The 13,269-nt window shown below is 44.6% G+C and carries 15 protein-coding genes; 12 read left to right on the top strand and 3 right to left on the bottom strand.

Annotated elements, in window-relative coordinates:
• The first annotated feature begins 4 nt into the window (after positions 1-4).
• The 6 genes from AC1MCB_RS00420 to AC1MCB_RS00395 all read left to right on the top strand — a co-directional run bounded on the left by AC1MCB_RS00420 (position 5) and on the right by AC1MCB_RS00395 (position 3,022).
• Complete coding sequence (locus AC1MCB_RS00420; RefSeq protein ID WP_479966773.1) at positions 5-313, top strand: winged helix-turn-helix domain-containing protein; 309 nt, start codon at positions 5-7, stop codon at positions 311-313.
• 63 nt (positions 314-376) lie between these two features.
• Positions 377-715 (top strand): hypothetical protein, encoded by a 339-nt coding sequence (locus AC1MCB_RS00415; protein WP_479966772.1) that lies wholly within the window; start codon positions 377-379, stop codon positions 713-715.
• A gap of 32 nt (positions 716-747) precedes the next feature.
• Entirely contained in the window at positions 748-1,077 is a 330-nt protein-coding gene (locus tag AC1MCB_RS00410) for a hypothetical protein (RefSeq protein ID WP_479966771.1), read from the top strand.
• Between the two features lie 46 nt (positions 1,078-1,123).
• On the top strand, positions 1,124-1,414 hold the full coding sequence (locus AC1MCB_RS00405) for a hypothetical protein (protein WP_479966770.1): 291 nt from the start codon (positions 1,124-1,126) through the stop codon (positions 1,412-1,414).
• 42 nt (positions 1,415-1,456) lie between these two features.
• A complete protein-coding gene (locus tag AC1MCB_RS00400) occupies positions 1,457-2,701 on the top strand; it encodes a hypothetical protein (protein WP_479966769.1) in 1,245 nt (414 codons plus the stop codon).
• A 48-nt stretch (positions 2,702-2,749) separates the two neighbouring features.
• Positions 2,750-3,022 carry a hypothetical protein gene (locus AC1MCB_RS00395; protein ID WP_479966768.1) on the top strand — a complete coding sequence of 91 codons (273 nt, stop codon included), beginning with the start codon at positions 2,750-2,752 and terminating at the stop codon, positions 3,020-3,022.
• A gap of 304 nt (positions 3,023-3,326) precedes the next feature.
• On the opposite strand, the gene AC1MCB_RS00390 is transcribed toward AC1MCB_RS00395, so the two are convergent.
• From AC1MCB_RS00390 to AC1MCB_RS00380, 3 genes are all read right to left on the bottom strand, one after another.
• Complete coding sequence (locus AC1MCB_RS00390) at positions 3,327-3,935, bottom strand: DUF1543 domain-containing protein (RefSeq protein ID WP_479966767.1); 609 nt, start codon at positions 3,933-3,935, stop codon at positions 3,327-3,329.
• Positions 3,936-3,980: 45 nt separating this feature from the next.
• Positions 3,981-5,711 (bottom strand): FAD/NAD(P)-binding protein, encoded by a 1,731-nt coding sequence (locus AC1MCB_RS00385; RefSeq protein ID WP_479966766.1) that lies wholly within the window; start codon positions 5,709-5,711, stop codon positions 3,981-3,983.
• Between the two features lie 503 nt (positions 5,712-6,214).
• A complete protein-coding gene (locus tag AC1MCB_RS00380) occupies positions 6,215-6,778 on the bottom strand; it encodes a DUF4231 domain-containing protein (RefSeq protein ID WP_479966765.1) in 564 nt (187 codons plus the stop codon).
• Between the two features lie 394 nt (positions 6,779-7,172).
• Here AC1MCB_RS00380 and AC1MCB_RS00375 point away from each other — a divergent pair, with 394 nt between their 5' ends.
• From AC1MCB_RS00375 to AC1MCB_RS00350, 6 genes are all read left to right on the top strand, one after another.
• Positions 7,173-8,135 (top strand): SMP-30/gluconolactonase/LRE family protein, encoded by a 963-nt coding sequence (locus AC1MCB_RS00375; protein WP_479966764.1) that lies wholly within the window; start codon positions 7,173-7,175, stop codon positions 8,133-8,135.
• Between the two features lie 532 nt (positions 8,136-8,667).
• On the top strand, positions 8,668-8,892 hold the full coding sequence (locus AC1MCB_RS00370) for a HigA family addiction module antitoxin (protein ID WP_479968768.1): 225 nt from the start codon (positions 8,668-8,670) through the stop codon (positions 8,890-8,892).
• 423 nt (positions 8,893-9,315) lie between these two features.
• Positions 9,316-10,230 carry a restriction endonuclease gene (locus AC1MCB_RS00365; RefSeq protein WP_479966763.1) on the top strand — a complete coding sequence of 305 codons (915 nt, stop codon included), beginning with the start codon at positions 9,316-9,318 and terminating at the stop codon, positions 10,228-10,230.
• A 157-nt stretch (positions 10,231-10,387) separates the two neighbouring features.
• On the top strand, positions 10,388-10,654 hold the full coding sequence (locus AC1MCB_RS00360) for a putative toxin-antitoxin system toxin component, PIN family (protein ID WP_479968767.1): 267 nt from the start codon (positions 10,388-10,390) through the stop codon (positions 10,652-10,654).
• Between the two features lie 357 nt (positions 10,655-11,011).
• Positions 11,012-11,749, top strand: a complete 738-nt coding sequence (locus AC1MCB_RS00355; RefSeq protein ID WP_479966762.1) for an ImuA family protein — start codon at positions 11,012-11,014, stop codon at positions 11,747-11,749.
• A 9-nt stretch (positions 11,750-11,758) separates the two neighbouring features.
• Positions 11,759-13,261: a Y-family DNA polymerase gene (locus AC1MCB_RS00350; protein ID WP_479966761.1), complete on the top strand. Its 1,503-nt coding sequence runs from the start codon at positions 11,759-11,761 to the stop codon at positions 13,259-13,261.
• Positions 13,262-13,269 lie beyond the last annotated feature (8 nt).

Raw genomic sequence — 13,269 nt, 5'->3', positions numbered from 1 at the left:
ACCTGTGAAAGATTATCTTGAAAATATAAATAAAGCCTTCGAAAGCAGGGTGCGACTAGGTATTATGTCGGTTTTGATGGTGGATGAACGGGTAGACTTTAGTACGCTGAAGGATACACTGCAATTGACCGATGGTAATTTGGCCAGTCACCTGAGGGCGCTGGAAGAAGCAGAATATTTGAGTGTGGAAAAGCAATTTGTAGGACGTAAACCAAACACCACTTACCATGCTACAGATGCAGGCCGCGACGCCTTTAAGAGTCACCTCGATGCATTGGAGCAACTAATTATAACTAACAGAAAAGAGATTTAACATTTTTTTTAACCTTACACTTTGTATTTCAAAGTACTTTAGACATCATTAAAAACAATTACTATGACACCGATAAACGAGTATCCCAATCAACCAATCCATCCTGTTTCAGCTAGTAAAAAAATGCTGCAGGGTGCGGCAATCGGGCTAATCCTGATCAGCTTTTTCCTGATTGGTGGCCAGCAGGCCAACCCTGCATGGTCAAAGGTCTGGATGATTAAACCCCTACTCATGGTACCGGCAGCCGGTGCACTGGGCGGTTTGTTTTATTACAACATGGATCACCTGCGTGTCCGGGGCGGTTGGCGAGAACCATTTGCTATGGTACTAAGCCTGATCGTATACATCATCGTCCTTTGGCTTGGAATAGCATTAGGACTGAACGGCACTATGTGGGATTAGAAATACAAATAACCGAGCTTAACCATAAAATTATGAACAACAAAAATCAACACCAGAAAGAAATAGCGGTAAATGACGGGTCAACTGCTTTGACCATCTCCAGCTGGCTCTTCGGAATTTTATTTTTTGCAATGGGTCTAGTAAATACATTTTGGGGGAACGACTCTGCTTTTGGAGTTTTCATAGTACTTCTCTCCCTTGTTTATTTTCTTCCCATCAACGAGATTCTTAAGAAATGGACCGGCTTTCACATTCCCAAATTCGGGATTCTGAAGCTTCTACTGGGCATCTTCATTCTCTGGGCAGCGTTGGGTGTGGGTGAATTATTCGATAAGATAGAAATGATGAAAACCAGCTTCTAACACCCTAAATAACAGATATATAAACAAATACTAAAACAAGAAAATCATGATTACGAAGAACAAAAGACTTACCGGCATTGTGCTCTCAGTAGCACTTCTATTACTTATTCCATTCATCGCAATGCAGTTCACCAAGGAAGTTAGCTGGACCGGAAGCGATTTTGTAATCGCTGGCGTCCTCTTACTCGGCACTGGTCTGCTATGTGAGTTTGTAATGCGGAAGATCCGAAATAAGGACTACCAGTACGGCGTCCTTGCTGTTATACTTTTAGGGCTGATCCTCATTTGGGCAGAACTAGCCGTAGGCATCTTCGGGTCACCTTTGGCAGGAAGTTAAGCACATGGAACAACCTACCTACTCCTAATAAACTGAACAGTCATGAAAAATAAAATAATATCTCACCTAAACAATCCCAGGGAACTGGAGAAGCTGTACCGCAGCAACAAGGCACCCTTTAAACGGGAGTTCAGTACGATCTATCCGGAGCTAAAGGGCAACGCAGTTGCTGATTTCTGGAATGAAAGGCTGAACTACGAGACTGATGAAATTAACTGGGGCACCGGCAGGGAGCTGTTGTACGTAGTCATCGGTGCTTTGCTGGCCGGTTTAATTGTCAAGATCCCGGCCATCTTCCAGATTGATGAAGATTTCTTCTATCCCCGTAATATCGGCTTCATCTTTCTGCCCGTCCTGACCGCCTACTTTGCCTGGAAGAACAACCTGAGGACAACCCACATCGCTGTGATCTGTGGCGTGATGCTGGTATCACTGATCTATATCAACGCTCTCCCCTTGTCAACTACCAGTGATACCCTGATGCTGGCCTGTATTCATTTGCCTTTGCTTCTGTGGGCATTATTGGGCTCTGCTTATGCGGGTAATAACCTAAGCGATTACAACAAGCGCGTCGATTATTTGAAATACAATGGCGACCTGTTAGTCATGACAGGCCTGATCCTGATTGCCGGAGCGCTAATGACCGCCCTCACTATCAATTTGTTTGCTCTGATCGGTTTCAAGATCGAAGAGTTTTACTTTAAATATGTCGGAATCTTCGGACTGGCGGCCGCGCCGATTGTAGGGACCTACCTGACGCAGACCAATCCGCAGCTGGTCAGCAAAGTTTCCCCGGTAATCGCTAAGATCTTCAGTCCGCTGGTTTTAGTTATGCTGATCATCTACCTGGGTGCCATTATCTATTCCGGAAAAGACCCATATAACGACCGGGAGTTCCTGATCATATTTAACCTGCTGCTGATCGGTGTTATGGCCATCATCTTCTTTTCAATAGCAGAAAGCTCCAAAACCGACGATACCAGCAAAGCTACCTGGGTACTTCTTCTTTTATCAACCGTGACTATCATTGTAAATGGGATTGCATTATCGGCGATTGTATTCCGGATAGCAGAATTCGGCATTACACCTAACCGACTGGCGGTAATGGGTGCCAACTTCCTGATGCTGCTCAATTTGATTTTCATCACTGTAGAGCTCTTCCGGTCATTGACGAAGAAATCAGAAGTTGTAGCTGTGGGCAGATCTATTGCTATTTTTCTACCCGTTTACTGCCTCTGGGCCATGATTGTGATCTTTTTATTCCCAACGATCTTTGGCTTCAAATAATACCGATAATTCTAAAAATTGAAAGCGATAATTAGTAAAGAAAATATCATGGAAGAAAGACTCACCATATCAAGTGTAATCAGCTGGCTGTTTGCCACACTTGTTTTTACCGCAGGGGTAGCAAATCTATTCCTGGTGCATCCCGTTCCCGGGTTTGCTTACCTCCTGCTTTCTTTGGTTTATCTGCCGCCGGTAGATGATATGCTCAAGAGAAGGTTTGGATTCTCGATTCTGCCGACCGTTAAAATCATCCTGGCCATAATCATTATCATGTTCACCTTAGGGGTGAGTGATCTGGGGGATATGATCGATAAGTGGTAGATACCTGCGCCCTTTTACACCTTCAACCTCGATTGTACTTAGAAGTCTCAGCAGGGACTCTCGCCGAGGACCCTGAGTCTTTTCAACAGCTTTCACTTGCTATCAAACAAGGATGTTAATTTAGGAGGCTTTTTTTTCACGCAAAGGCCCAAAGATTAAAACGCAAACATCGCGAAGTTTAATCTCAGAACCATTGGTTTAGACCGATTGCAGAGTGCCAGACTTTGCGAGCTTTGCGGTTTCTTATTTTGCATTGCGTGCAATCAGAGAGCTCTTTCAAGGCCGCTAGTAATTTGTCACCGCACTACAACGATTCGATCTTGGCTAACTTTTCCAGCGTCAGGTAACCTAAATGCACGGTGTCATCAGTTAAATCAACCGCAGGTGTAATTTCCAGACGATACTGCATCTTCTGCTCAGGTGTCAGAATATCTTCTATCCGGTAAATGTCATCCACATCAATTCCATACTTTTCATCGATATGAGAATTCGCCCCTTTTACCGAATCTACAGAATGCGTTTTGAAGAACACCGTTTTTTTAGACGAAGAAATAGCGGCCACCCGGTCCTCCTGCACCGTTAATACTGTATAGTGCTGCTCCTCCAGCTTGCCTGACTGGTAGCCGCCGAGGTTGATAAAAAACAATTTATGGGAAGATGAATTTTCAACGAGGTCGTTCTCTACGACCCTGATCCGGTAACCGTCAACCGCTGTTACTTCACGCCAGCCATCAATATGAATACTCCTTCCGGCTTCCGGCCAGAACGCTTTAATGCGCGGGATCAATGCAGGAAGCCCTTTGGCAATCGCAAAGAAATAATCGTGCTGTTCTACGTTTCTTCCCGGTGCTTTCGAACCGAGCAAGAGCATGTAAAGTTTATTCTCCCTACTATCCTGATCTGCTATTCCCATCTTTATTTAATTACACCGTCTCTCTGCTTCAGCAATTCTTAATTCCTAATTCTTAATTCCCAATTCTCCCACAAGGCATTCGCTGATAGCCGCTGAAGCCGCCTCGCAGAAATCAAGTCCGGAGTAATCAGGATTGTACCCTCCTATGTATGGAACGGCCATAATATGGATCCGCTCGTTCAGGGCGCCGTAAGCGTCAACCACCTGGAACTGGTCGTTTATGGTGATTCCCTGAACGTCCAGGTAATAAGTTCCGTTTCCGTCAGAAGTCACCTTATCGTTGCCGGCTTCCAGCTCAAGAAGCGCCGAAGTGGCATCACGAAACCTGATCTTTGCACTGCTGATCGTCTCATGCTCTGACAAGCTCTTAAAGGGAAAATCTTCAAAAGAAAGATGCGGCTGCCCGATACTGTCCACGAATGTCTCAAAAGGTGCGGACTGCGGTTCATTCTCGTCGTTCATGTAATGATATGTAATTCCGCCTTTGCTATTTGGTTCTACTTCACTTGTTCCATCTACATCTACCAGGTCGAGCACCCCCGCTTCATGCAGCGCCAGCAGTTCTGCTGCAGAGCTTTGCGGCACGAAGGCGATCACAATAGCTATCAGCGGCATCAGGTGCACCTGCAACCGCTGACGGTCCTCCGCCGAAAAATACTTGGCAGGGTAATTCATGGCGAAGCTAAGCACCGCCAGCATCTCTTTCCAGTAAATTGACTGCTGCTGCTCGATGGACCGCTCCGCCTGCGCATATTCTGCTTTGAATAATTCAAAAGGATCCCGGTGTTCCCTCCGCTTCATCATGGTATCTACAAACTCCTCCATCCGCATATCCTTAATCAGCTCATAAAAACTGGCGTCTTTCTCCCGGAACATCTCTTTAAAGTTCCTTTCGAAGATATAATCGAGCGAAAGGAAGCCCTCGTTTTCCGAGCGGTTCTGATCAACCTCCTCCTTGCTGAGTACCGAATCTTTTTGTAGGTGCGAGTCCTCCAGGTGAAAACGAATTGCCGGGAGCATGCCGCCCTTCGAAAACATAACGAGCTTGAATTCCGGGCTGTCTGCGTCTTTCGCAAAGATCAGCTTGTCACCATCCCGACTGAATGTGCCGTTATTTCGGGAAAGCGTACGGATCGCATCAATCGCGGTCAGTGACGATCCGCGAATGGCAATGGAGTGGTTCAGTTTCAAAGCCAGTTTCGCAGGCGGATAAGGCGAATCAAAATAGCCGGGAACTTTACCTTCATGCTTCTTCGGCCAGTTATGACCTGTGCAGATGATCACATGATCATATTCCAGCTGCTCTTCGCTCTCCGGCACAACGATCACCTTCTCCTGATGCGGAAAATCAATGATATCGAGCACCTCAGTATCAGAAAATACCTTTACCTCTATCTCCGCTTCCTTCGCGTGCTCCAGAAGCACGTCAAATTGTTCGGACAGGTATTGTCCGAATAATAAGCGCGGCAGCACCTTATATTCATTAAAATTGTAAGGGTCGATATTGAATCGGCGCAGCTTCTCCTCTGGAATACTACGGACCCACTCGGCCATCGACTCTGCCAGGTCCGGGATCTCATTGCCCGAAACATTGGTGATATGTTCATCGCCGGCGCCTTCTTTACTGTAAGGCATCCCCGCTCCCATCTGTCTCTTGCGTTCAAAAATATGGATGCTTAAATCTTTCCGTCCGGATTCAATCAGCCTTTTCAGCATAAACAGTCCGGAAGGACCGCCCCCGAGTATTGCTATTCGTTTCTTGTTTTCGATGTTCATTGAAATTATTGCCTTCTTATTCACAAGCCAGAAATGAAATCCTGACTGCGAAGAATTATTAATGGTTAGAAGAACAAAAAGTTTGAGGGCGGGATTAAAATTGAATTAAAACCACAAAGTAATGGAATCGATTGAATCGAACAAATAGGTCGAAATTCATGAAGCCAGCCATTATCCCCAACTCAGTCCAGAAGGGACTTAGTGTAAATTACTTAAAAAATTATGCCTAATGATGAGTTTAATCTGGTTCGAAAATCCTTGTATTTTAAGTTCTAGATAACAGGGTGATAACAGTATGATAACAGTATGATGGCAGGGTGCTAAGTATATCGGGATATAGTGAACATATTGTTAAGACATAGTGTATAAATGGTGAGGTTATCTTTTGAGTAATACTTGATATTACTCGGGTATATGGTGGAGCAATCCAAAAAAAGCAGTAGTCATCTGGCAGTTAAAAAAGCACTATCTACACAAATAGCCGATATCAATTCATATCACTCTTAAATCTTTCTCTCTGAATGGATTACACCCGGCTTTTCCGGCTCTCTCTCCGGACGGGTAATTAAGAAGTAATCTTTGATTTCATGCTCGATCAGATCCTCGACAGTTGATGCAAAGTCAGTATAAGCTTCTGAATGCGTTTTGCCTTTGTATTTGCCTATCAGCTGGAAGTATCTCCAGCCTTCACATTTTAAGATCTCTCCGGCAGATCGTTTGTCGCGCCAGATCTCTCCGTGGTGAAATAACTCTTCGAGTGCTGCAGAAACTCCAACAAGAAGGCTCAGGGCAAAGGCAACCCATTGAATAATATTCACCTGCTCAGTTCGAAGTCCGGATAAGTTGGGTGTGGCTGCTGTTCCGATTAAGGCAGGGATAATTACACCACCAATTACTACAATGGTACGCAACCTGAAATGCAGCCGTTTGTGTTTGCTTGCCCTGCTGTCCCACCAAATTACATAATTGAGCCATCGGTCGGTGATGAACTGTTTTTGAGTCTCTGATAAACCTTCAAGGTTACTGATTACTTTTTCCAGCGCCGGAATATTAAGCAGTTGTGCCATGATACTGATTTTAAGTTTTGATAATACTCAGATCGGCTTTTTACATTATGAGAAGGGTGAATGGCAGTTCTAATATATAGATGAGTTTGATTAATAAATATACATATATCTGATTGTCAGTTTTTTAAATCTTTAAAATATGCAGTTGTAAGAGAAATCCTAATTATCTTCAGGTAAAAGATTTGGAAATAAAGTCCTTAATTTTTAGATGCCTTTCTTGTGTTTTAGTTATCCAACCTTCCTGGTAAAGTGCCCGGCATTTATACCATATATCTTGATCTCTAATCAGATCTCCCTGTTCTACCGGAATTGAGCATTCTTATATGTCTCACTGAGTATCTATATTTATCAATTACATCTGGTGTTGAAATCGGGCGTATAAATGACCTGTCTTATGAAAACCTTCCTCTTCATTTTTTTGATCGCTACAACAGCGTGTTCGGCCCAAACAACAGTCGGCACTATAGAACGCTTCGACAGTTCGGTGAATGCCATTCTTTCGCCTGATGCAAAAGCAGAAATTATTGCCTCGGGTTACGAATGGAGCGAGGGACCGGTATGGATTGAAAAGCATCAAATGCTTTTGTTTTCCGATGTGCCCCGGAATACGATCTATAAGTGGACCGCCAGCAAGGGGGCAGAACTTTACCTGACGCCATCCGGCTATACCGGCAAGGCAGCGCGTGGCGGCGAAACAGGCAGTAACGGCCTGACACTGGATAACAAAGGCGCACTTGTTCTTAGCCAGCATGGCGACAGGAGAATGGCAAGAATGGATGCACCTATCGATAAACCTTCCGCAAAATTTGTAACAATTGCAGGTAATTACCAGGGCAAAAAATTCAATAGTCCGAACGATGCGGTATATAACAGCAAAGGGGAGTTATTTTTCACCGACCCTCCTTACGGTCTTGAAAAAGGCATGGAAGACCCCGCTAAAGAGCTTCCATTTCAGGGGGTTTACAAAGTAAAAAAAACAGGCGAAGTGATATTGATTACAGATACAATAAGCCGACCCAATGGCATAGCTTTCTTTCCGGGAGAAAAAACGTTTATTGTCGCCAATTCCGACGGAAAGAAACCAACCTGGTATGCCTATGATATAGATGGGAACGATTCGGTTATCAACGCTAGGATCTTTTATGATGCCGCAGGCGGCGCGGACGGGTTAAAAATCGATAAGAACGGAAATGTATTCGCTACTGGTCCCGGAGGAATATGGATTCTTAACCGCGACGGAAAACTCCTGGGGAAACTTCGGTTGGATGAAGCGGCTTCCAATTGTGAACTTTCTCCGGATGAAAAAACCTTATACATCACTAATGACATGCATGTATTGAGATTTAGAATGAGATGAATTCGATCTCCTTCAATTGCCTCCAGCTTTAGCTGGAGGAATAATAAAAGACAAAGCTTGATCGGCTTTAGCCAAAATATAGCATTGGATATTGACAATTTAGAAGGTTTGGCTAAAGCCTTTTTATGAATGGCATTTTAACCACTGACTAAAGCCAGTGGCAATTGAATATAGGGCGATCGCTATTCATCAACAGCTTATTAAATTTCCTCAATTCAAGGTCATCTTGACTTTAATTTGATCTTATTCAATTGCCTCCGGCTTTAGCTGGAGGTATAATTATACACAAGGCTTGATCGGCTTTAGCCAAAATATAGCATTGTGTATTGTCAATTCAGAAGGTTTGGCTAAAGCCTTTTTATGAATGGCATTTTAACCACTGGCTAAAGCCAGTGGCAATTGAATAGAAGGCTGTAGCTTTTCAAAGGAACTGAGGACTATTATTAATTAAACAGAAAATGGAAAAAATAAGAAATATCCATCCCGGTGAAATCCTTCAGGAAGAATTTCTTCTTCCTCTAAATATTAGTGCATACAAGCTTTCAAAAGATCTAGTATTCCACAGACGCGTATTTCGGAAATCATTAAAGGAAGAAGAAGAATTACTGCGGATACAGCGCTCAGACTATCCAGATATTTTGGTAATAGTGCAAAGTTCTGGCTTGGACTTCAGGATGATTTTGGTATTGAGGAAGAGGAGATTCATAAAAAAACAGAATTAAATGCTATCAAGCAACATACGGAACATGCCGCGTAGCGCCGCTGTTGCGATAGATTCCCGCTCAGTTTCAATGGATTTATACTGCAGCACCTCATACTCAAAATTTCAATTTCCTCCAGCTAAGCTGGAGGAATAATAAAAGCCAGGCCTGATTGGCTTTAGCCAAAATATAGCATGTGTATTTGATAATTCAGAAGGTTTGGCTAAAGCCTATTGAATAATTTCTTTTTTATCCACTGGCTAAAGCGAGTGGCAATTGAATAGAGGGCAATCGCCCATCAATAGTTTTAAAAAACATCACGGATTCAGTACATACTTTCTGGAAGCATTCAGCCCCTTCTGTAACAGCAGGTCCTTGCGGCCCACAATTCTGAATTTTACAATATAGACCGATGACCAAAGTCACTTATCGGCATGTTCAATATTATTGGATATAAGTATCTCATTAATGAACTTTAAATGAAGTTTATAGATTGTAACGAGTTCACAGTCCAAACATTAGTTATGAAAGACAAGGGTTCCTACTTAGTCACTAAAGCATCCGGTATACAAGCTTATTATGATGCTGAAAAACTGAAAAAGTCTTTGGCTCATGCTGGCGCTCGACCCGAAGTCATTGAAGAGATTAAGCGGGAACTGGAAGACCAACTTTATGAAGGCATTTCGACCAAAAAGATCTACAAAATGGCTTTTCGTTTACTAAGGAACCGGTCAAGGCCAATGGCAGCAAGGTATAAACTGAAGTCGGCAATTATGGAACTTGGGCCCTCAGGCTATCCTTTCGAAGAATACGTGGCGGCTATATTAAAGCAGCAGGGATATCGTGTTCAGACGGGTGTCATTGTAAAGGGTAAATGCGTCAATCACGAAGTGGATGTTATCGCCGAAAAAGACGAGCATCATTTTATGGTCGAGTGCAAATACCATAATCATCGTGCTGTGGTATGCGATGTCAAAATCCCATTATATATCCATTCCCGTTTCAGAGATCTGGAAGCAAGTTGGGTTCAGTTGCCCGGACACGATATCAAACTGCACCAGGGCTGGGTGATTACCAATACCAAGTTTACAACCGATGCTATTCAATACGGGCTGTGCGCTGGGCTCCACCTGGTAGGATGGGATTTCCCGCGTAAAGGGAGCTTAAATGAAACAATTGACCAATTGGGACTATACCCTATCACCTGTCTGACAACCCTGACCATATCTGAGAAACAAAGGTTGCTTAATGATAAGATTGTATTGTGCAGTCAAATTTGCGAAGACCCGAAACTATTACTTAAAATAAATATCCGCGAACCCCGATTAAAAAAAGTGCTGGAAGAAGGACATCAATTATGTCAAAAACTGCAACTGAATGAACATCGTTATTGATGTCTGGTAATTACTTACTTGCAGCTATCTTGACAATTCAAAGGCTCGGCTAAAGCCTTTAAATACTGACAATTTATCCACTGGCTAAGGCCAGTGGATAAATTGATACGGGAACTGTCATTTTTTATCATAGTTTCCTTAAAGATTAGAAGAGTTCATCGAAGTAGCAAGTCGGTCTAAATTCAAAAAATACTTTAGTCTTCAACTGCTTGAAAGCTTACTTGGTCAAATCAGATCACGGGCTGAATTTATTCCTGTAGCTTCTGTAGTAAACCTTTGTCGCGATCCCAAAGACAACTTCCTTTTATCCCTTGCAAAAGATGGCAATGCCGATTTTTTAATAACCGGCGATAAGGACTTACTAGAATTAAAGCAAATTGATAATACAAAAATTCTGACGTTTACAGAATTCCATTCGATTTAATTAGAAGTGATTTCTTAAGATTAATTTTCAAAGCACATTTGCCGCATTAACAGACTATATGAGCCACGCTTTGTCTGTGGAGTTCCGCTGGGCTCTTTGGATTCATAAAAAAAGAAAAGAGTTTCTGACTCGCCTACTTCGTTTGAAATTCAGTACTGAGTGAGAATTTTTATCCATTTCTCAATCCTACGCTTAACCTCTACAAACAGAATTTCCCAGACCATGCACCTCCCGTATACGATTGACAAATCGACAAGTAATCTCATTGACAAATGGATTATTAATTTTCAACAACCCATAAATACTAATATTTTTAGCATTAAATTTGTAAGCTCTACTAAAAAGACATTACAAATTATGCTTGCCAGCAAGAAGGACATCATCACTGAACTGCAGAAGAACATTCTGCATTGGCAGGGCTTCAAGGTCCCTTTAGCAGGCAGAACCCGGTTTTCGGGACTGGAGCCGGTCGAATCTGCCTTTCCAAATTCTGTGTTCCCTACGGGGGCAATCCATGAGTTTTTAACGGAAGAACCCGAGCATGCCGCAGCATGCGGAGGGTTCCTGGCGGGTTTATTGAAGGTGCTCATGGAGAATGGCGGCATCTGCCTGTGGATCAGTACTTCACGTTCACTGTTTCCTCCGGCACTCAAGACCTTTGGTGTCAACCCTGACCGCATCATCTTTATTGACCTGCTGAAACAAAAGGACCTGCTCTGGGCCATGGAAGAAGCGCTAACATGCGGTTCCCTGGCGGCGGTTGTGGCAGAAACCGGCGAGATCAGCTTTACTGAATCACGGCGGCTACAGCTGGTGGTTGAAAAAAGCAGGGTGACCGGTTTTATACTTCGTAGGAATGCACAGAAGCTGGGCACTACCGCTTGTGTGGCCCGCTGGAAAATTACCCCCCTGCCCAGTGAATTAGAGGAAGGAATGCCGGGCGTGGGCTTCCCGAGATGGAACGTAGAGCTGCTAAAGGTGCGAAACGGCAACCCGGGCGCATGGAAAATAGAGTGGACTGCCGGCAGTTTCAGGCCGGTGATTGATAAACAAACAATTGATCTGCAAAGGGAGCATGTACGGAAGGCCGGATAAAAGGATGTTATGCAGAAGCGCTTTGTTACCATATGGTTCCGTCACTTAACGACAGACTGGCTGACTCTCCGTCGGCCGGGATTGAAGCAGCTGCCTTTTGTTTTTGCTGCCCCAGAACATAATAGGAAAGTGATAACCGCAGCGAATGCTGTTGCCGAAGCCCATGGTGTTCGTCCGGGAATGCCGGTAGCAGATGCCAAAGCGATGGTCCCTGATCTGGAGATCCTGGACGAGAAACCGGCACGGGCGGCTAACTTACTGAAGGCGCTGGGAGAATGGTGTATTCGCTATACGCCTTGGGTGTCACTGGATCTTCCCGACGGACTGATATTGGACATTAGCGGCTGCGCACATCTCTGGGGTGGCGAACGGGCTTACCTGAAAGAGATCGTGACGCGTTTGCGAGGGTCAGGTTATGATGTGCGGGCTGCAATTGCTGATACCATTGGGACGGCATGGGCCATTTCCCGTTTCGGACAGGTGACCCCAATTATTGAAGGCGGCGGACAGGCTGAGGCTCTGCTTGCATTACCCGCTGCTGCCCTGCGATTGGAGCCGGCAATCCTGGCTCGTCTGCAAAAGCTAGGTTTATATACAATCGGAAGTTTTATCAGCATGCCGCGTTCGGTTTTGCGGAGGCGCTTTGAGGAAGGCCTGCTGTTAAGACTGGCGCAAGCACTGGGGCAGGCTGAAGAATATATAACTCCGCTGCAGGTACCTGAGCCCTTCCAGGAACGATTACCCTGCATGGAGCCGATCCGTACGGCACAGGGGATAGAGATTGCCATCACAAGACTTCTGGAGACTCTATGCCAGCGAATGCAGCAGGAAGGTAAAGGCATTCGCACAGCTACCCTGAAGTGTTACCGTGTGGACGGTAAGATCCAGCAGTTAGAGATCGGAACTAACCGGGCTACTCATCATGTAACACATTTGTTCAAGCTGTTCCAGCTGAAGATTTCTTCCATTACACCAGCTCTTGGGATTGAGTTGTTCGTCCTGGAAGCCCATAAGGTAGAAGATGTTATGCTCTCGCAGGAAGCAATGTGGGCAGAAAACCCTGGCCTGGATGATGAAGGCGTGGCGGAACTGCTCGACCGCATATCGGCAAAGGTAGGCTCCGGAAAGATCCACCGTTACCTGCCTGATGAACATTATTGGCCGGAGCGGTCTATTAAAGCTGCACCCACTTTACAGGAACCGGCGAATACTCCTTGGCGCAGCGACCGGCCAAGGCCGGTGAGGCTTTTAGCAAAACCCGAACCGGTGGAAGTGACCGCACCGATACCGGATTATCCGCCGCTGCTGTTTCGATATAAAGGCAAGGCACATCATATCCGCAAAGCCGACGGTCCGGAACGCATAGAACGGGAATGGTGGCTGGATAGCGGAGAGCACCGGGATTATTATAATGTAGAGGATGAAGATGGGCAAAGGTATTGGTTGTTTAGGTCGGGGCATTATGCGGGTGGGGAAAATAAGCAGTGGTTTTTGCATGGGTTTTTTGCGTGAGGATTGTA

Source organism: Daejeonella sp. AP26, assembly GCF_056680515.1.
Note: the sequence above shows the minus strand (reverse complement) of the source record. Positions and strands in the feature narration are given on the sequence as shown.

Coding starts and splice junctions, on each gene's coding strand:
- AC1MCB_RS00410 (WP_479966771.1), top strand. CDS start 748: ATGAACAACAAAAATCAACACCAGAAAGAAATAGCGGTAAATGACGGG.
- AC1MCB_RS00365 (WP_479966763.1), top strand. CDS start 9,316: ATGAAGTTTATAGATTGTAACGAGTTCACAGTCCAAACATTAGTTATG.
- AC1MCB_RS00390 (WP_479966767.1), bottom strand. CDS start 3,935: ATGGGAATAGCAGATCAGGATAGTAGGGAGAATAAACTTTACATGCTC.
- AC1MCB_RS00395 (WP_479966768.1), top strand. CDS start 2,750: ATGGAAGAAAGACTCACCATATCAAGTGTAATCAGCTGGCTGTTTGCC.
- AC1MCB_RS00385 (WP_479966766.1), bottom strand. CDS start 5,711: ATGAACATCGAAAACAAGAAACGAATAGCAATACTCGGGGGCGGTCCT.
- AC1MCB_RS00375 (WP_479966764.1), top strand. CDS start 7,173: ATGAAAACCTTCCTCTTCATTTTTTTGATCGCTACAACAGCGTGTTCG.
- AC1MCB_RS00400 (WP_479966769.1), top strand. CDS start 1,457: ATGAAAAATAAAATAATATCTCACCTAAACAATCCCAGGGAACTGGAG.
- AC1MCB_RS00415 (WP_479966772.1), top strand. CDS start 377: ATGACACCGATAAACGAGTATCCCAATCAACCAATCCATCCTGTTTCA.
- AC1MCB_RS00380 (WP_479966765.1), bottom strand. CDS start 6,778: ATGGCACAACTGCTTAATATTCCGGCGCTGGAAAAAGTAATCAGTAAC.
- AC1MCB_RS00350 (WP_479966761.1), top strand. CDS start 11,759: ATGCAGAAGCGCTTTGTTACCATATGGTTCCGTCACTTAACGACAGAC.
- AC1MCB_RS00405 (WP_479966770.1), top strand. CDS start 1,124: ATGATTACGAAGAACAAAAGACTTACCGGCATTGTGCTCTCAGTAGCA.
- AC1MCB_RS00355 (WP_479966762.1), top strand. CDS start 11,012: ATGCTTGCCAGCAAGAAGGACATCATCACTGAACTGCAGAAGAACATT.